General features: G+C 60.7%; 19 protein-coding genes and 2 tRNA genes. 11 read left to right on the top strand and 10 right to left on the bottom strand.

What is annotated here, in order from left to right:
• Positions 1–351 precede the first annotated feature (351 nt).
• A tRNA-Asn gene (locus tag QZ498_RS11505) sits at positions 352–426 on the bottom strand.
• 70 nt (positions 427–496) lie between these two features.
• Positions 497–1,420, bottom strand: a complete 924-nt coding sequence (locus tag QZ498_RS11500; RefSeq protein ID WP_294622364.1) for an MBL fold metallo-hydrolase — start codon at positions 1,418–1,420, stop codon at positions 497–499.
• 40 nt (positions 1,421–1,460) lie between these two features.
• On the opposite strand from QZ498_RS11500, the gene QZ498_RS11495 reads away from it, so the two are divergent.
• On the top strand, positions 1,461–2,750 hold the full coding sequence (locus QZ498_RS11495; RefSeq protein WP_294622362.1) for an ATP-binding protein: 1,290 nt from the start codon (positions 1,461–1,463) through the stop codon (positions 2,748–2,750).
• A 13-nt stretch (positions 2,751–2,763) separates the two neighbouring features.
• On the opposite strand, the gene QZ498_RS11490 is transcribed toward QZ498_RS11495, so the two are convergent.
• Together QZ498_RS11490 and QZ498_RS11485 are read right to left on the bottom strand one after the other, a co-directional pair.
• Positions 2,764–3,069: an SH3 domain-containing protein gene (locus QZ498_RS11490; RefSeq protein ID WP_294622360.1), complete on the bottom strand. Its 306-nt coding sequence runs from the start codon at positions 3,067–3,069 to the stop codon at positions 2,764–2,766.
• A 23-nt stretch (positions 3,070–3,092) separates the two neighbouring features.
• Positions 3,093–3,169, bottom strand: a tRNA-Ile gene (locus tag QZ498_RS11485).
• 251 nt (positions 3,170–3,420) lie between these two features.
• Here QZ498_RS11485 and purM point away from each other — a divergent pair.
• From purM to rnd, 3 genes are all read left to right on the top strand, one after another.
• Positions 3,421–4,467, top strand: coding sequence for a phosphoribosylformylglycinamidine cyclo-ligase (purM, locus tag QZ498_RS11480; protein ID WP_294622358.1), 1,047 nt, complete (start codon positions 3,421–3,423; stop codon positions 4,465–4,467).
• A complete protein-coding gene (purN, locus tag QZ498_RS11475) occupies positions 4,464–5,054 on the top strand; it encodes a phosphoribosylglycinamide formyltransferase (protein ID WP_294622356.1) in 591 nt (196 codons plus the stop codon). Before purM ends, purN begins: the two co-directional genes overlap by 4 nt.
• A 106-nt stretch (positions 5,055–5,160) precedes the next feature.
• A complete protein-coding gene (gene rnd, locus QZ498_RS11470; protein ID WP_294622354.1) occupies positions 5,161–6,318 on the top strand; it encodes a ribonuclease D in 1,158 nt (385 codons plus the stop codon).
• A gap of 6 nt (positions 6,319–6,324) precedes the next feature.
• Here the strand turns inward: rnd and QZ498_RS11465 are convergent, their stop codons facing one another.
• A complete protein-coding gene (locus QZ498_RS11465) occupies positions 6,325–6,855 on the bottom strand; it encodes a hypothetical protein (protein ID WP_294622352.1) in 531 nt (176 codons plus the stop codon).
• Between the two features lie 126 nt (positions 6,856–6,981).
• Here QZ498_RS11465 and QZ498_RS11460 point away from each other — a divergent pair, with 126 nt between their 5' ends.
• A complete protein-coding gene (locus tag QZ498_RS11460) occupies positions 6,982–7,392 on the top strand; it encodes a SufE family protein (RefSeq protein ID WP_294622351.1) in 411 nt (136 codons plus the stop codon).
• 99 nt (positions 7,393–7,491) lie between these two features.
• Here QZ498_RS11460 and QZ498_RS11455 read toward each other — a convergent pair whose 3' ends face one another.
• Together QZ498_RS11455 and QZ498_RS11450 are read right to left on the bottom strand one after the other, a co-directional pair.
• A complete protein-coding gene (locus tag QZ498_RS11455) occupies positions 7,492–8,145 on the bottom strand; it encodes a DUF1638 domain-containing protein (RefSeq protein ID WP_294622348.1) in 654 nt (217 codons plus the stop codon).
• A 70-nt stretch (positions 8,146–8,215) separates the two neighbouring features.
• A complete protein-coding gene (locus QZ498_RS11450; protein ID WP_294622346.1) occupies positions 8,216–8,920 on the bottom strand; it encodes a B12-binding domain-containing protein in 705 nt (234 codons plus the stop codon).
• Between the two features lie 210 nt (positions 8,921–9,130).
• On the opposite strand from QZ498_RS11450, the gene QZ498_RS11445 reads away from it, so the two are divergent.
• A complete protein-coding gene (locus QZ498_RS11445) occupies positions 9,131–10,204 on the top strand; it encodes a PA0069 family radical SAM protein (RefSeq protein WP_294622344.1) in 1,074 nt (357 codons plus the stop codon).
• Here the strand turns inward: QZ498_RS11445 and bmt are convergent.
• The 3 genes from bmt to QZ498_RS11430 all read right to left on the bottom strand — a co-directional run bounded on the left by bmt (position 10,201) and on the right by QZ498_RS11430 (position 12,708).
• On the bottom strand, positions 10,201–11,211 hold the full coding sequence (gene bmt, locus QZ498_RS11440) for a betaine--homocysteine S-methyltransferase (RefSeq protein WP_294622342.1): 1,011 nt from the start codon (positions 11,209–11,211) through the stop codon (positions 10,201–10,203). The two genes, QZ498_RS11445 and bmt, sit on opposite strands and share 4 nt — an antisense overlap.
• A 123-nt stretch (positions 11,212–11,334) precedes the next feature.
• Complete coding sequence (locus tag QZ498_RS11435) at positions 11,335–12,252, bottom strand: class I SAM-dependent methyltransferase (RefSeq protein WP_294622341.1); 918 nt, start codon at positions 12,250–12,252, stop codon at positions 11,335–11,337.
• A gap of 138 nt (positions 12,253–12,390) precedes the next feature.
• Positions 12,391–12,708, bottom strand: coding sequence for a DUF1476 domain-containing protein (locus tag QZ498_RS11430; protein WP_294622339.1), 318 nt, complete (start codon positions 12,706–12,708; stop codon positions 12,391–12,393).
• 168 nt (positions 12,709–12,876) lie between these two features.
• Here QZ498_RS11430 and purC point away from each other — a divergent pair, with 168 nt between their 5' ends.
• Genes purC through QZ498_RS11405 form a run of 5 tightly spaced genes read left to right on the top strand, consistent with a single transcriptional unit; the run spans position 12,877 to position 17,753 of the window.
• A complete protein-coding gene (gene purC / locus QZ498_RS11425) occupies positions 12,877–13,638 on the top strand; it encodes a phosphoribosylaminoimidazolesuccinocarboxamide synthase (RefSeq protein ID WP_294622337.1) in 762 nt (253 codons plus the stop codon).
• Between the two features lie 59 nt (positions 13,639–13,697).
• The gene (gene purS, locus QZ498_RS11420; RefSeq protein ID WP_294622335.1) at positions 13,698–13,937 is read left to right on the top strand and encodes a phosphoribosylformylglycinamidine synthase subunit PurS; all 240 of its coding nucleotides are present in this window, start codon (positions 13,698–13,700) and stop codon (positions 13,935–13,937) included.
• On the top strand, positions 13,937–14,605 hold the full coding sequence (gene purQ, locus QZ498_RS11415) for a phosphoribosylformylglycinamidine synthase subunit PurQ (RefSeq protein ID WP_294622333.1): 669 nt from the start codon (positions 13,937–13,939) through the stop codon (positions 14,603–14,605). The genes purS and purQ overlap by 1 nt, the downstream gene beginning before the upstream one ends.
• A gap of 40 nt (positions 14,606–14,645) precedes the next feature.
• Complete coding sequence (locus QZ498_RS11410) at positions 14,646–16,412, top strand: ATP-binding protein (RefSeq protein ID WP_294622331.1); 1,767 nt, start codon at positions 14,646–14,648, stop codon at positions 16,410–16,412.
• Between the two features lie 6 nt (positions 16,413–16,418).
• Positions 16,419–17,753: a sigma-54 dependent transcriptional regulator gene (locus tag QZ498_RS11405; protein WP_294622329.1), complete on the top strand. Its 1,335-nt coding sequence runs from the start codon at positions 16,419–16,421 to the stop codon at positions 17,751–17,753.
• Positions 17,754–18,135 lie beyond the last annotated feature (382 nt).

Below are 18,135 nucleotides of genomic sequence, written 5' to 3'. Positions count from 1 at the left end.
CGCTTTGGGCTCCTGCTGACCAGTGTTGACCGTTTCAACCATCCTGCGTTTCGGTGGGAGCAGATTGCCCGTCAACCACCAAAACCACCGTTCAGACGTGAGTCCACGAAGCCTGACACCCGGCGGCACCTATCGCGACCGGGGCGCGATGATTCTGCAAGATGAAAGAGAAGATCAAGAAACAAACTTTCCGAGAACGCCGCCTGCAGCATCAATCAAGGGTCGCCTCAACTTGAACAGAAGCCGACCCCAAACCTCCGATGCGAAATCGCCTCAGCATCCCGTATAGCCCTGACGCCAGAAGACTGGTATCATTATTTTGTAATGAAATCAGGAAATTGTAGGAAGTTTTGGCTCCGGCGGTAGGGATCGAACCTACGACCAATTGATTAACAGTCAACTGCTCTACCGCTGAGCTACGCCGGAACACGAGGGCGGATATAGCAATAGGAATCCCCCCCGTCCAGAGGGTTTCTGACAAAAAGTTGTTACGCGCTCAGACAGCGCCGGAGCCGAGGGAAAAGCGGCTGGTGCGACTTAGAGCTTCAAGGCTATGAACCCGGTTTTTCCTCGCCAAGTCAATAAGATGCGCAAGCACGTTGCGGGTTGCGGCCGGAATGAGGGCAGGGGGCGTTTCGGTGTAGATCGCCTCGGCCAGTTCTTGCGCCGTGGCCGCGCCTGCCTCCAGCGCGCGCAGGATGTCGGCCTCGCGCCCCTCGCGATGCGCAATCAGCCAATCCACCCGTCGGGCGGGGTCTTCGATCGGTGCTCCGTGCCCCGAATGCATCACCTTCGCCTCCAGGCTCCGCAAGCGCCGACAGGAGGCCATGAAGTCGGTCAGGTCGCCATCGGGGGGCGAGACCATGGAACTCGCCCAGCCCATCACCAGATCGCCGGTGAACAGCATCTCGTCCACTTCGAAACACATATGGTTACCGAAGTGTCCCGGCGTCCAATGCGCCCTGAGGCGCCAGCCCGCGGCCTCCACAACTTCACCGTCCGCCAATGTCCGGTCCGGGGCAAACCCGGCATCCACCCCTTCACCACCGCCCGCAAGCCCGCTTTGCGCCAAGGTTTCCATCACCGCGCTGCGCCCGGCGTCCGGCCCGCCATAGGCCAGAACCGGCGCGCCCGTGGCACGGCCCAAAACCTCGGCCAAGGGGGAGTGATCCAGATGCGCATGCGTCACGAAGATATGGCTGATCCGCTGCCCTTGACCCACGGACCCCAGAATCGCCTCCAGATGCGCCTCGTTCAAAGGCCCGGGATCAATCACCGCGACGTCACGATCCCCCAGCAGATAGGTGTTGGTCCCCCGGAACGTCATCGGCGAGGGATTGGGCGCCAGAATCCGCCGCACACCGCGCCCCAAGTCCTCGGCCACGCCCACCGGCGGGTTAAACGCGCTTTGCTCTGCCATGGGTCTTCCTCTTGCCACGCCTCACCGCTAGGTTTAGCGCATGTCGTTTCGCTGGCTCAAACCCTATCTGCCCCGCAATCTCTTTGGCCGGGCGATCCTCATCCTGCTTTTGCCGGTGGTGACGGTGCTTTTGGTGGTTTCGGTGGTCTTCATCCAACGCCACTTCGAAGGCGTGACCGAGCAGATGACCCGCTCGGTCAGCCGCGAGGTGCGCCTGATCCTGCAAGAGGGCGGAGACACGCAAACCGTCGCCGAGACGCTTGAAATCGACGTGGTGCAAATCCCGCCCGAGACCCTTCCCAGGCGCGACAGCCGCCGCTGGTACGATTTCACCGGCCGCTTCGTGATCCGCTACTTCGAGCAGATATTGCCGAGCCTCGTGGCCGTCGACCTGCCTGATGACCATGTCGTGCATCTCTTTTTCGAGCGCCCGGACGGCGCCTTGAAACTCAGCTTCGACCGCCGCCGTGTCTCGGCCTCCAATCCCCACCAACTCTTGGTGAACATGGTGGTCTTCGGGGGGTTGATGACCGTGGTGTCCTATTTCTACCTGCGCAATCAACTGCGCCCGATCACCCGGCTGGCGCGCGCCGCCGAGGCCTTTGGCCGGGGGCGCCACGTCGCCTATCGCCCAACCGGTGCGACCGAGGTGCGCGCCGCCGGGAACGCCTTTTTGGACATGCGCGCCCGGATCGAACGCCAGATCGAACAGCGCACGCTGATGCTCTCTGGGGTCAGCCACGACATGCGCACGCCGCTCACCCGTCTCAAACTGGGCCTCAGCATGCTGGAAGACGAGGAGCGCGCCGCACTCGAACAAGACGTCGAGGACATGGAACGCTTGCTCGACGAATTCCTCGCCTTCGCGCGCGGCGCACAGGAAGGCGAACCCGAACCGGTGGACCCGGTGGCCCTTGTCAGCCAGATCATCGAGGATTTCCAACGCGGGCAGGTGCCGGTCACGCTGGCCTTGGTCGAAGGCGAAGGGCAGGTGGCCTTGCGTCCGGGCGGTATCCGGCGCGCGGTCGAGAATCTCGTCGGCAACGCCACCCGCTACGGCACGCGGGCGGAGGTCTCGGTGCTGATCACCGACAAGACCCTGCGCATCCGTGTGGAGGACGACGGACCGGGCATTCCCGCCGATCAACGCGAGGAGGCGGTCAAACCCTTCGCCCGCCTCGACCCGGCCCGCAACCAGAACACCGGCACCGGCGTGGGCTTGGGCCTCTCCATCGCCCTCGACATCGCCCGCGCCCATGGTGGGACACTGAGGCTTGGTGAAAGCCAGCGCTTGGGCGGGCTACAGGCGGATATCGTGATCGGCCGGTGACGCCTGACACCAATCAACCAGGCGTTCGCAGATAGGTCTCCGACACATAGCCGCGCAGCCCCGGCGCCCGGTCCAGCGCGGCCTCGCACCACCGCGTACCACCATTTCGCGAACAGTCCCGCACGCGCAGCATCGTACCATTGGGCAGGCCGACGATCGTGTCAAACCCCGTTCCGGGCCCGGCCCGCAGCTTCAGCATATCACCGTCTTCCACGCCAAAGACCTCAAGGCGGTCTTGTTGGACCATGGCCGCCGGCGTCGTATCCGCGCAAGCCGATAGCAGGGCGAACGCGACAAGGGACAGGGATGTTTTGTGCATGACGTCTTCCCGCTTCGTAATCATGGTAGGCCCGGAGGGACTCGAACCCCCAACCAAAGCGTTATGAGCGCTCTGCTCTAACCAATTGAGCTACAGGCCCGACCTGCGTCTGTCTCTAGCAGATGGGACAGGTCGGTCAAGCAAGCAGCGCACGCCCTGTTAACCCCGCCTCCGCACCGATGTCCTCACCGACGCAATACCGACGTTTTACCGACGTGCTGCCGACAGGGCATTTTCGCGGCGTTTCAACGCGTTAACCGTGATTCGGGACAGGGGCGCTGCCAAGGCGCTTTTCTTCGCCCCTCACTTGGGCTAATCCCGCGCCCACAGGATACGGCAAAGGGCTTGGACATGACCGAGGGCAAGAACGGCATCACCTATTCGGATGCAGGCGTGGATATCGACGCGGGCAACGCCCTTGTCGACCGGATCAAACCCGCCGCCAAACGCACCAACCGCCCCGGCGTCATGGCCGGTCTGGGCGGCTTCGGTGCGCTCTTTGACCTCAAGGCCGCAGGCTATAGCGACCCCATTCTGGTCGCCGCCACCGATGGCGTGGGCACCAAGCTGCGCATCGCGATTGATACCGGAAATGTCGATGGGGTGGGCGTCGATCTGGTGGCCATGTGCGTCAACGATCTGGTCTGCCAAGGGGCGGAGCCCTTGTTTTTCCTCGATTATTTCGCCACCGGCAAGCTCGAAACCGACACGGCGGCGCGCATCATCGAAGGCATCGCCGAGGGCTGTGAGCTGTCGGGCTGTGCGCTCATCGGCGGCGAAACGGCGGAAATGCCGGGCATGTACCCCGAGGGCGATTTTGACCTCGCAGGCTTCTCCGTGGGGGCCATGGAGCGCGGCGCGGACCTGCCTGTGGACGTGGCCGAGGGCGATGTCCTTTTGGGGCTGGCCAGCGACGGTATCCACTCCAACGGTTATTCACTGGTGCGCAAACTGGTCGAGCTGTCCGGCCTTGGCTGGGACGCCGATTGCCCGTGGTCCGAAGGCACCCTCGGCGCGGCCCTGCTGACCCCGACACGGCTTTACGTCAAACAGGCGCTTGCCGCCGTCCGGGCCGGGGGCGTGCACGCGCTCGCCCATATCACCGGCGGCGGTCTGACCGAAAACCTGCCGCGTGTCTTGCCCGATGATCTGGGCGCGGATGTGGACCTGTCTGCATGGGAATTGCCCCCTGTTTTCAAATGGTTGCAAGCCGAAGGTGGCATGGCCGAATCCGAGATGCTCAAGACCTTCAACTGCGGCATCGGCATGATCCTCGTGGTCAAACCCGACCATGTGACAGACCTTGTGACCCTGCTTGAGGTCGAAGGTGAAACCGTCTCCAAATTGGGCACCGTCACCAAGGGCGAAGGCGTCCGCTACAGCGGGGCGCTTGCGTGACCAAACGGGTCGCCATCCTGATTTCCGGCGGCGGGTCCAACATGGTCTCGCTGGTGGACAGCATGACGAGCGATCACCCGGCGCAGCCCGCGGTCGTTCTGGCAAACAGCGATCAAGCGGGCGGGCTGGAAAAGGCCCGGTCGCGCGGCATTCCGACCGAAGTTGTCGATCACCGTGACTTTAAGGGTGACCGGGAGGCCTTTGAAAAGGCGCTTTTTTCCGCGCTTGAGCCGCACCGCCCCGACATCGTCTGCCTCGCCGGGTTCATGCGCATCCTGACACCTCTCTTCATCGACGCCTTCAAGGGCAGGATGCTCAATATCCACCCCTCACTTCTGCCCAAGTATCGCGGCCTCAACACCCATGCCCGCGCCATCGAGGCCGGCGACACCGAGGCCGGCTGCACCGTGCATGAAGTCACCCCAGAACTGGACGATGGTCCCATCCTTGGCCAAGCCCGCGTGCCCATCTTCCCCGACGACACACCTGATACTCTCGCGGCGCGTGTCCTGACCCAAGAGCACAAACTCTATCCGGCGGTCCTGCGCCGCTTCGCGCAAGGCGACCGAACCCCGGTTTTCCTTTAACAAAAGGGCAAATAGGGCGGGGCATTTTCATTGCCTGCGTCTTTGCCTATACGGGTATGAAGCGCGGTTTCCCGCCTCGACCCATTCAAGAATAGAAATGCCTTAGATGAAAACCCTGACAACCACCGAAGAGCTTGCCGATTTCTGTGCCGAGGCTGCCAAACACGATTACATTACTGTCGATACCGAGTTCCTGCGCGAACGCACCTATTATTCCAAGCTTTGCCTTATTCAACTCGCTCTGCCGGGCAAGGACGACAGCAACGCCGTCTTGGTCGATCCACTGGAAAACAATCTATCGCTGGAGCCGCTCTACGATCTTTTCCGCGATACCTCGGTGGTCAAGGTGTTCCACGCCGCACGCCAAGACCTCGAGATTTTCTACGTCGATGCCGGCGTTATTCCTGCTCCCTTGTTTGATACGCAAGTCGCTGCGATGGTCTGCGGCTTTGGCGATCAGGCCGGATATGAAACGCTGGTCCGCAAGATCGCGAAGCAACAGCTTGATAAAAGCTCGCGCTTTACTGATTGGTCGCGCCGCCCCCTTACCGAGGCGCAAAAGAAGTACGCCTTGGCGGATGTCACGCACCTGCGTCAGATCTATGAATTCCTGGCCAAGAAGCTTGAGGATACCGGGCGCGCCGCATGGGTCGCCGAGGAATTGGAAATCCTCACGGACGGCTCCAGCTACGTGGTCAAACCGGACGAGGCGTGGAAGCGCGTCAAAACCCGCAATCCCTCGGCGAAATTCTTGGCGATCGTGCGTGAGCTGGCCCGTTTTCGCGAAGACTACGCCCAATCCCGCAATATTCCACGCAATCGCGTGTTCAAGGATGACGCGCTTGTCGAACTGGCCTCAACCAAACCCCTGTCACACAAGGATCTGTCACGCTCGCGCCTGCTTCTGCGCGAGGCGCGCAAGGGCGATATTGCGGATGGTATTCTGAAGGCCGTTGACGCCGGGGTGAATTGCCCAGCCGAAAACCTGCCCAAACCCGATCGTAGCCGCGAAAAGCTGCAAGTGAACCCGGCCTTGGCCGACCTTTTGCGGGTTTTGCTCAAGGCCAAGACAGAGAACTTTGGCGTCGCCTCGAAATTGATCGCCAGTGCGGCGGACCTTGATGCACTTTCCGCGGGGCTGCGCGATGTGCCCGCCTTACGCGGCTGGCGCAACGATGTCTTCGGACAAGACGCACTGCGCCTTTGTGATGGTGAAATCGCCCTGGCCGCCAAAGGCGGGTCTATCAAGACAGTTGATTTGTAGAACGTTTCAGCGCCGCGAGACGCGTTCGTTCCGGGCACCGACAACGCGGATGACACGCGTCTGCGCGAGTGTCTGGTCCGACACGAACCGCGCGACGTGAATACGGCGGGTCCGCTCGGGGCCTTGCGGCGCGGTTCGCGACTGAACGGCCGACAGCCGGAAGGTCAGAACGCCGTCGACCGTTTGCAACTCGTCGTTCTCGTCGCCCTCGTTGACCAGCCGCGCATCAAAAGCCTGCTGGCGAAGGGGAAGGCCGGTTGCCCGGACAATGGCCCCACCCGGGGTGCGCTCAATACTCAGGGCAGTCACCTGATCGACGGGGGTTCCCTCGTATGAGACATTCTCTGTACGTCTGTCGAAAATCCCCGTCCGTTCCGGGATAAGCGGGTTCACTTCTTCGGTGGTCTCGGCCTTGGCCACGCGCCGGGGCTCACTGTCGCCAAACCAGTTGGACGGGTTCACACGCGAATCGCGCCAACCGCTACAACCCGCCAAAGCCAGCGAAGAAACTACGAGAAGGGAAAGAAAAATCCGCATCGCAAACGCCTTTGTCTCTTTTGTCCCGACTATCCTATCACGCGCGCCTTGAAAAGGTATAAGCGGGGTCTGGACCTTCACCTTTCCCGCGCCTAGGTCTTTAACCAAGACAAACCGGAGTGAACCATGGCCCAAGACGCCTTTGAAAATATCGTTGCCGATTTCGAATTTCTCGACGATTGGGAAGACAGGTATCGCTACGTCATTGACCACGGACGCGCGATGGAGCCGCTGGACGACGCGCTCAAGGTGCCCGCTACGAAAGTGGAGGGCTGCGCCAGTCAGGTCTGGCTTCACCCCAAGACCGAGGGCGGCAGGTTTTCCTTTGAAGGAGACAGCGACGCCATGATCGTCCGCGGCCTGATTTCGGTCCTCCGGGCGCTTTACAACGATTTGCCAGTTACCGAGGTGCCAAAAGTCGATGCCCCGGCGGAACTGGCTCGCCTTGGGCTGAACGACCATCTCTCGGCGCAGCGGTCCAATGGCTTGCGCGCGATGATCGAACGTATCCGCACCGTCGCGTCCGAGGCGGCCTGAGTAACCGAGACCCGAATGTGCGGCTTCGCCGCGCTGGTTTTGTTTGAATGAGGGGCGCTGCCCCTCAAACTCCCCGGGATATTTTTGAACAGAAGAAGGTCAGGGTGTCCTGGCTTGATCTGCGAGTGCGGTGGCCAGATCTCCGTAGCCCGTGAAACGGTATTCATAGGCCAGCCCAAGCCGCGCGGCGCAGTCTTCCGCCTTTGCGCGCAAGGCCGGGTCATCGGTTTGGGCCTGATAGACCAGTTTGGTGTAATTGCCGAACATCATGTCGCGGAGTTCGGGGTGACGGTCCAAACCCATGGGTTTCCAGACGAAGGCGTCAAACTGTTTGACCAGAAAATCCGTCAGGTAAAACGCAGTGATTTCTTCGTCACCATGGGCGGCAAAGGCGGCGTTGCCTTCGAAGAAGGAATAACAATGCGGGCCCTCCACCATCTCGACGCCCAGTTCGGCGCATTTGGCCTGCAAGAGCCCACCAGTGCCGCAATCGGCGTAAACCACGAAAACGCGGTCATAACTCTGGCGGTTCTCGGTGACGGCCTGTTCCACGGCTTGGGGGATTTGGTCTGGATAGAGGTGCAGCTTGGCAGGCAGGCATTGCAGGTCCATGTGATCCCAGCCGTTCAGCCGTTTCAGCGCAATGATCTCGCGCGCCAAAGCCCCGCAGGCGATCAGCAATATCCGCCCACCTGCGTCGGTTCCGGCAAAGCCATCTTCGGTCAGGATGCTATCGCTGGGTAAATCGCTCATGGTCTGCCCTCAAAAACAAACGGCCCGCTGCTAGGGCGGGCCGCTTAGACATCAAAGTCATGTGAGGCCCTTAGCCCGTCGCACCTTGGTTGTGCTTGCGACCGCAGTATTCCTTGGCGGTTTCAACGGCCACGGCCGCGTCACGGCAATAGGCGTCGGCCCCGATGGCCTTGCCGAACTCCTCGTTCAAGGGCGCACCGCCCACCAGAACGATATAGTCATCGCGCACGCCCTGTTCGACCATCGTGTCGATCACAACCTTCATGTAGGGCATGGTGGTGGTCAGCAGGGCCGACATGCCCAGAATGTCGGGCTTATGCTCTTCCAAGGCCTCAAGGTAGTTTTCGACCGGGTTGTTGATGCCGATATCGACCACTTCGAACCCTGCGCCTTCCATCATCATCGACACAAGGTTCTTGCCGATGTCGTGGATGTCGCCCTTGACGGTGCCGATTACCATGGAGCCCACACGCGGCGCACCGGTTTCGGCCAGCAGCGGTTTGAGGATCGACATACCCGCCTTCATGGCGTTGGCGGCCAAAAGCACCTCGGGCACGAAGAGGATGCCATCGCGGAAGTCCTTGCCGACGATGGTCATACCGCCCACCAGTGCTTCGGTCAGGATCTTGTAAGGCGCCCAGCCGCGCTCAAGCAGGATATTGACGCCTTCTTCGATCTCTTCTTTCAGACCGTCGTAAAGGTCGTCCCACATCTGTTGGACAAGTTCCTCGTCGTCCAGTTCCGACAGGATGATGTCGTCTTCTTCATCAGACATGAGCGGTTTCCTTCGATTCCTGTGGCGCCCTCGGCGCGTTTGTCTCTGCGTCAGCTTTCGTCAATTTGTCGCATACCAACTTTCCGAATTGCGACACTGGCCGCGCTGCTACCGACCTTTATCCTGTTATAGAGGCAATTACCTTCGAAAAGCCTTCATGATTTATATTGGGTTGTTGCAAGTGTTCTTTATTTGTTCCAATGTTGCGACATGTCGCAATCCCTCACCCATGATCCAGCGCTGCGTCGCCCCGGTCGGGCGGCGGGCTCGAATGGTGTTGGCCGTTTCGAAAGGCTGGAGCGCTGTTTTGAGCCGGATGCGCCGGGGGCAGGCGTTTTGCGCACTGAGGTGTGCATGGAAAACCCGCGCAAGATCATCACTTACAATCGCTCGCCCGATCTGCCATTTGACCGCTCGATCAACCCGTATCGCGGCTGCGAACATGGCTGCATCTATTGTTTCGCACGGCCAAGCCATGCGTGGCTGGGCCTATCGGCGGGCCTGGATTTCGAAACCCGCCTTGTGGCCCGCCCCGAGGCGCCCGCAGCCTTGAATCATGAATTGCGCGCCGCGCGCTACCGGGTGGCGCCCATCGCCATTGGCACCAATACGGACCCTTACCAACCCATTGAAAAGACGCATGAAGTGACGCGCGCCTGCCTGAAAGTGCTGGACCGTTTCAATCATCCCGTCGCCATTGTCACCAAGGGGCGCTTGATCGAACGCGATCTGGACATTCTTTCGGATATGGCGACGCGTGGCTTGGTCCGTGTCGGCATATCGCTCACCACCCTCGATCCCACGCTCTCGCGTCGGATGGAGCCGCGTGCGCCATCGCCTGCGCGCCGTTTGCAAATGATCGAACGACTCTCCGGGTCAGGGGTGCCGGTACGGGTGATGACCTCGCCCATTGTGCCGGGGCTGACCGACCACGAGATCGAAGCGCTGCTCAAGGCCGGGCAGGGGGCCGGGGCCACGGCGGCCTCATGGATCATGCTGCGCTTGCCTTTGGAGGTGTCCCAGCTCTTTCGTGAATGGCTGGTGACACATTACCCCGACCGGGCTGGGCGCGTCATGGCGCGGGTACGTGAGATGCACGGCGGGAAGGATTACTCTGCCGATTGGGGCCGCCGCATGCGCGGCAGCGGCACCTACGCCCAGATGATTGCGCAACGCTTCGATCTGGCCGCCAAACGCTTGGGCCTGGACCGCGCGCAGCCAAAGCTGCGCTGCGATCTGTTCAAGCCGCCGCCGCAAAAGGGCGACCAACTCAGCCTGTTTTAACCGCGTCGCCGCCGGGTGCGGCGCTTGGGCGTGTCATCCTCACCGGTGCCATCCACTGCCGAGGAAAACCCGCCCAGCTTTTCGGCCACCTCTTCGAGCGTCGGACGCTCGCCCCGGGGCCGGCTTTCCAAGGCCTCGCGCATCTGCGACAGGTGTTCGGGCATCGTCCCACAGCAGCCCCCGATGATCGTCGCCCCCGCATCGCGCGCCAGAACCGCGTATTCGGCCATCAATTCGGGCGTGCCGTCATAATGGATATGCCCGTCTACATATTTGGGAATCCCTGCATTACCCTTGGCAATCACCGGGCGCTCTGTCCCTTGGGCGATAAAACCCATTACCGTGCGCATCAGGTCCGCCGCACCCACACCGCAATTGGCCCCGAAGGCCATCGGCGGGTTGTCCAACTTCGCCACCATGGTCACCATATCAGCCGAGGTGACGCCCATCATCGTGCGCCCTGCGGTGTCGAAACTCATGGTCCCGCACCACGGCATATCGGCCAGTTTGAAGGCTTCTGCGGCGGCCTTGTATTCCTCGGGCGCGCTGATCGTTTCCAGCCACAGCACATCCGCGCCGCCTTCTTTCAGCCCATCCGCTTGTTCGTGGAAGATTTCCACGGCCAGTTCATGGGTCAGTTCCCCCATGGGCGCCATGATTTCACCCGTCGGCCCAACCGAGCCTGCAACGATAATATCGCGACCCTTGGCATCGGCCACATCGCGGCCGATCTCGGCGGACATGCGCGACAGCTCTCGCGCGCGCTTTTCCGCGCCGTGCAGCTTCAGCCGCGCGGCATTGCCTCCAAAAGAGTTGGTCAAAAACAGGTCGCTCCCTGCATCCACGGCCAGCCGGTACAGCTTCTTGATCCGGTCGGGGTGCTGCTCGTTCCACAACTCGGGCGCATCGCCTGATTCCAGCCCCATGTTGAACAGGTTGGTGCCCGTGGCTCCATCCGCCAAGATCCAGTCGCGGGTTTCCATCATCTTGCTGAGTGCGTTGCTCATTTCGCGCCTTTCAAACCGTTGCACGCGGGGCAGGGCCGCCGCTTTTCTGTTTCCTGTCATATGTGGGGGCGTGAGGCAAATTCATAGATTGCATGAGGATCATGCAAGCGGCTCACATACCGATCAGCTATCAGTGCGCTGCAAGAATACATCCGTCGTCTTCGGCTGAAAAAACCAGTTCATCGCCGCACGCAAAACATCGCGCGCCCGTGTCGTGACAAAGGCTGACGGCCTGCGGACCGGCGTAAACCCCGCCCGTCGCGCCAGATCGCGCAGGCTGTCGGGGGTGAAGGCATTGATGTGTTCAATCGGCTGCACCAGTGTGAACTCCTGAAAGCTGCGTGGTACGGTAACACCCGATGTATCCGGAACAGCAACAAACAGCACACCCTCCGGTGCAAGACGCGCCTCCAAGGCCTTCAACAGATCAAGCGGGTCGGCAACGTGCTCCAGAACCTGCGACAGGACGATTGCGTCAAACGGTTCGGGGTCAGCCGCGTCCAGTGCCTCAAAATCAGAATAGATGCGGTAGCCGTCGTTCAGCGCCGCACCACTGCGCGAGGCACTGACGTCGATACCACAGGCATCAAAGCCAAACCCGCGCGCCATCCGCAACAGCGCCCCATCGCCACAGCCGAAATCAAGAATGCGGGGTGCGTCGGTGTCGCGTCCTATCAATCGCCTCAGCCGCAAGACCAGCTTGGCCAGTTGTGTGTGGTAGCCCCACCGGTCCACCTTTGTCGGCACATGCGCCGCTTCGAACCGGCGGGCCTGTTCGGCATCCGCCCATTCACCGTAAACCGTATTAAGTGATTGGTTATCAATAATATATTGGTGATACTTAAAGTGGCAGGCTTTGCATTTCACCAAGTCAAACGGCGCCGTGCCAAGCGCGCCGCGCCAATCGCCACTGTAATGGTAAAGGTCTATATTGCGGGCAACATCCGCGTCATCGAACTGCCCGCGCCACAGTGAAATATGGTCCCGCTCCTCACAAGCCGGGCATTGCGTTCGGGTTTGAAACTCAAGGCCGTCAAGCATGCTCTTATCCGTATCACGTTCACGGACCGCAGCATATGACCATCATGCCATCGCGACAATGATATCGATTAAAGCGCATGTAAAAACGGACCGCGACAATGCGCAGTCCGTTGACATTACCTGGAATGATGGCGCGACTTAGTCGGTTTCCTTGACCAATTGGTCTTTCGCGACCCGCAGCAGCTCGTCCATCTTGCCACGGATCGTGTCGGCATCGGCCAGATCGCCAAGATCACCGGCGACCTTGCGCACCACATCTTCGTGACCGGCCTCTTCGAAATCCGAAAGCACGACTTCCTTGGCATAGGTGTCGGCATCGTCGCCTGTCTTGCCCAGAAGTTCCGCCGCCCAAAGACCCAAGAGCTTGTTGCGGCGGGCTTCGGCCTTGAATTTCATTTCCTCGTCATGGGCGAACTTGTTTTCGAATGCGTTTTCGCGATCGTCGAAGGTGGTCATGGGTCATTCCCCTAGAGCAGCGTTGCAGTTAGCCAAGATATGCCGCCCCGCGCCCCGGATCGCAAGGCCCCAGTGGCATCTTGAGCCATCTTGCGGCGTTTCCCCTCATGCACTAAGAGGGCGCCAAGGACCTGCGGGACTCATCCCCGGTCAGCGACGGAGGCTGCTTTGGCGCGGCGCAAGAAAATTTACGAAGGCAAGGCGAAAACCCTTTACGAGGGGCCGGAACCCGGCACCGTCGTCCAGTATTTCAAGGACGATGCAACCGCTTACAATGCCGAAAAAAAGGATGTGATCGAGGGCAAGGGCGTCCTCAACAACATCCTGTCGGAGTACTTTATGCTGGGTTTGACCAACATCGGCATTCCCAATCACTTCCTCAAGCGGCTCAATATGCGAGAGCAACTGGTTCGCAGTTGCGAGATCGTGCCGCTTGAAGTGATCGTGCGCAACTATGCGGCTGGATCTATGTCCAAACGTCTTGGTATCGACGAAGGCACCCAATTGCCGCGCCCGATCGTCGAATACTGCCTCAAGGATGACAAGCTCGGCGATCCGCTGGTGACCGAGGAACACATCGCCGCCTTCGGCTGGGCCAGCCAGCAGGACATGGACGATATCCTCAGCCTTGCCTTGCGGGTCAACGATTTCCTCTCAGGCGTCATGTACGGCGTCGGGATCAAGCTGATCGACTTCAAGATCGAGATTGGCCGCGTCTACGAAGGTGATTTCATGCGCTTGATCGTCGCCGACGAAATCAGCCCCGACAGCTGCCGCTTGTGGGACATCGAGACCGGCGAGAAGCTGGACAAAGATGTGTTCCGCCGCGATCTCGGCAGTCTGACCGATGCCTATTCCGAAGTGGCCACCCGCTTGGGCGTCATGCCCAAGAACACCGCCCAGATGACAAAGCCGACGCTGATCAACTGATCGCGCCGCCAAGTAACCAACCGGCGCCGCCCGCGCCACGCAAACACGGGAAGAAAACCATGAAAGCTCGCGTGCATGTCATGCTGAAAAACGGCGTTCTTGACCCTCAGGGCGAGGCCGTGCGCCACGCTTTGGGCCAACTGGGCTTTGACGGGGTCGAAGGGGTGCGCCAAGGCAAGGTAATCGAACTGGACCTTGCCGAAACAGATGCCGAAAAAGCGCGCGAGGCCGTGACGCAGATGTGCGAAAAACTGCTCGCCAATACCGTAATCGAAAGCTACTCGGTCGAGGTGTCGTGATGCACGCCGCCGTCATCGTTTTTCCCGGTTCCAACTGCGATCGCGACATGGCTGTCGCGCTTGAGCGGGCAGGGGCCAAGGTCTCCATGGTCTGGCACAAGGATACCGCGCTGCCCGAGGGCATCGACCTGATCGGCGTGCCCGGCGGGTTTTCTTTCGGGGATTACCTGCGCTGCGGCGCGATTGCCGCCAATTCGCCGATTTGCCGCTCGGTCGTCGCCCATGCCGAAAAGGGCGGCTATGTGCTTGGAATCTGCAACGGCTTTCAGGTGCTCACGGAAACCGGCCTTTTGCCCGGTGTCCTGCTGCGTAACGCGGCCCTGAAATATATCTGCAAGCCGGTGGAACTGACGGTCCAAACGTCTGACAGCGCCTTCACCTCCGGTTACGAGGCCGGTCAAACCGTGACCTTCCCCATCGCCCACCACGACGGCAACTATTTCGCCGACGCCGAAACGCTCAAGCGTCTGCATGGCGAGGCACGGGTGGCCTTCACCTACAACACCAACCCCAACGGCTCGGTCGAGGATATCGCCGGCGTGCTGTCGGAAAACCGCCGCGTGCTCGGCATGATGCCGCACCCCGAACGCATGGCCGAAGAGGCCCATGGCGGCACCGATGGCGCGGCGATGTTCGACAGCCTCGTGTCTCAGGTGGTGGCGGCCTGATCCTCTTGCCGCGCGGGTCTTGCGGGCGTAGATTATGGCAATGAGCCTGCTGCCTACCTCTGCAAATTCCGTGCGCCGACGGACGCGCACCTTCAGTTGGCGTGCGCGACTGGCCTTGCTGGTCATCCTCGCCATGGCGATTGGCGTGGTCTACGTGACCAACAGGCTTCTGACAGACCGGTTCACCGAAAACACCCGGAACCGGGCAGAACTTCGGCTTGTCCTCTACAGCGGCAACCTGCTCAGCGAACTGCGCCAAAACGCGATTGTTCCGCAACTCCTCGCGCGTGACCCGGCGCTTATTCAGGCCCTGAATACCGGCGATTACACGCAATCGACACAGCGCCTTTTGTCCTTTCTCGAAGAAATCGGAGCCGCCTCGCTTACCTTGCTGGATCGCGATGGCCGCACCGTGGCGGCGACAGAACGCGACAAACTTGGCCAAAGCCATCGCCAAGCGCCATACTACGTTGAAGCCCTTCGCGCCCGAGACACCATTTTCCAGCTGCTTGAAGACGAAACAGGGCAATATCGCTTTTTCTATTCGCGCCGCATCGAAAGCCAGAACCAAGTCGCCGGTGTTATCGTTGTCGAGGTTGACCTGGCCAAATACGAGCGCGCTTGGGCCGGGATATCCGATGCCGTTCTCGTCACCGATAGCGAAGGGCGGATCATTCTTGCCACCGAACCCCGCTGGCGTGGCCTGAGCGAGGCCGAAGCCCTGCGCCGCGAGCCTGTCGACAGTGCCATTCAGCGCGCCATTCAGGCTACCGCAGATTGGACGGCACTGCCCGCCGACGCCTACTTGCAGGGCGAAGCGGTTATGCGCGTCGAGGGGCGGGTGGCGTTCCGCGGCTGGCGCATAGCCTCCTTCACCACCTACGCCAGTGTGCGCGAGAAGGTGAACGGTGTTCTGGCCCTCGAAATCATGGGCTTCGCGATTCTTCTCGCCCTCGCTTTCTATTTCCTGAATCGCAAAACGGCCGTGCGCATGGCGCTCTTCCAGCGCGAGTCGGCAGAGCTTCGCGCATTGAACGCACGCCTACAGCGGGAAATCGCCGAACGTGAAAGGGTGCAGGAAAACCTCGACGTAGCCGAACAAACCCTTGCCCAAAGCTCCAAGCTCGCCGCTCTGGGCGAGATGTCGGCGGCCGTCAGCCATGAACTGAATCAGCCGCTTGCCGCCATGAAAACCTACCTCGCCGGCGCGCGCCTTCTGTTGACCCGCAATCGCCCCGACGAGGCGCTTTCCTCGTTCCAAAGGATCGACGATCTGATTGAACGGATGGGGGCCATCACCAAGCAGCTAAAATCCTACGCGCGGCAGGATCGCGATGCGTTTGAGCCAGTAAAAATGGACGAAGCGCTCAATTCCGCGCTGACCATGATGGAGCCGCAATTGCGCCAGCGAAAGATCACCATCACCCGGTCCATCCCCGATGACCCCGTCGTCGTGATGGGCGACCGGGTTCGCATCGAACAGGTTATCATCAACCTGCTGCGCAACGCCATGGACGCCACCGAAGCAAGTTCCGATCCGGCCATCGACATTCTGCTTGTGGGCGGGGAAACGGCAATGCTCACCGTGCGCGACAACGGACATGGAATAGAGGACATCGAAAACCTGTTCGAGCCCTTCTACACCACCAAGCAACCCGGTGACGGTGTGGGGCTGGGTCTTGCCATTTCCTCGGGTATCGTCAACGACCTTGGGGGCCGGCTGACCGCGCGCAACGCGGTTGGCGGGGGGGCTGTATTTGAAATGCAGCTTCCTATCTTACCCGAAGAAACCCGTGCTGCGGAGTGATCTGAAATGCCAAGTGCCATGAAAATTGCCATCGTCGACGACGAAAAGGACATGCGCCAATCCATCAGCCAATGGCTGGCGCTTTCCGGCTACGATACCGAGGCCTTCGGAAGTGCCGAAGAGGCGCTCAAAGCCCTTGGGCCAGATTATCCCGGTATCGTCGTCACCGACATCAAGATGCCCGGCATGGATGGGATGCAATTCCTCAAGAAGCTGATGGGCACGGATTCCAGCCTGCCGGTGATCATGATCACCGGCCACGGCGATGTGCCCATGGCGGTCGAGGCGATGCGCATGGGGGCTTATGACTTCCTCGAAAAGCCGTTCAATCCCGACAAGATGAACCAACTGGCCAAAAAGGCCACCAACGCTCGCCGTATGACGCTGGACAGCCGCGCCTTGCGGCGCGAGTTGTCCGATGGCGGCCAGTTGATGAAAAAGCTGATTGGCGTCTCTCCTGTCATGGAACGGCTCAAAGAGGATATTCTCGATCTGGGGCAGGCCGATGGCCATGTGCTGGTCGAAGGCGAAACCGGCACCGGAAAGACGCTCGTCGCCCATGCCCTGCATGCCGTTGGCTCCCGCGCGGGCAAGAAATTCGTTCTCGTCTCCTGTGCCGCCTTCGAGGAAGATGCGCTCATCAAGCGTCTTTTTGGCCCCGTCCAACCTGAAGACAGCCAAATCCCGGCGGTGGAAGAGGCGCGCGGCGGCACGCTCGTGCTGGAAGACATCGAGTCCCTTTCGGACGCGGTGCAGGCCCGTCTGCTGACCTTCATCAACGATGAAGGCACCCCGCCCGAAACGCGTATCGTCGCGATATCCAACATGCAGGAACAGGACCGCACCTGCGAAGATGCCCTGCGCTCGGATCTCTTCTATCGCCTTGGCAGCCTGCGGATCACCGTGCCGCCCCTTCGCCAGCGCGGCGAGGATATCCTGACACTCTTCACCCGGTTTTCCGAGAACTTCGCCGATGATTATGGCTGCGAAACCCCCGAGGTCAGCGCGCAGGAAGCTGCCCAGCTTCTGCAAGCGCCTTGGCCCGGCAACGTGCGGCAACTCATCAACGTGGCCGAACGCGCCGTGCTTCAGTCGCGCCGTGGCTCGGGCACCATCGCCTCGCTGCTGATGTCGGACCATCAGGAAATGCAGCCGGTGATGACCACCGAAGGCAAACCCCTCAAGGAATATGTCGAAGCGTTTGAGCGTATGCTCATCGACAACACGATGCGCCGCCACAAGGGCTCGATCGCCAGCGTGATGGACGAACTCTGCCTGCCACGCCGCACGTTGAACGAAAAGATGGCCAAATACGGCCTGCAACGGTCGGATTATTTGTAGGACAACCGTCTTGTCGGATGCGGCGCATCGCGCCGCGCCGACTGCCGCATTGCATTTTCCCCATTGTAATTGGCCCACCCAAGGCTTTAGTGTGCTAATCAGGCCGGGATTACTCCCGCGCAGCAAGAGTTTCGCTGTTTAGGGCCGTTGTAGGACGAAAACTGCGTCCACACCTCGAAACAGACCGATCAGGTCCCCCGACCGGGGATCACCCGAATGCCTGCCGCCGTACAGACGGACCCGCAGGTGACAGAGTTGGCGCAAGGCAAAGCGCCGGAGAAGAAGAACCGCGATGAAGCGCGCGCTACACCATAGGCAAGGGGCAGGTGCTGAAACCGGCACACCCTTCCGTACGCCCGCCATCGCGCCCAACAGACACCCC

It is taken from the genome of uncultured Roseovarius sp. (genome assembly GCF_913057115.1).
Taxonomy (GTDB): domain Bacteria; phylum Pseudomonadota; class Alphaproteobacteria; order Rhodobacterales; family Rhodobacteraceae; genus Roseovarius.
Note: the sequence above shows the minus strand (reverse complement) of the source record. Positions and strands in the feature narration are given on the sequence as shown.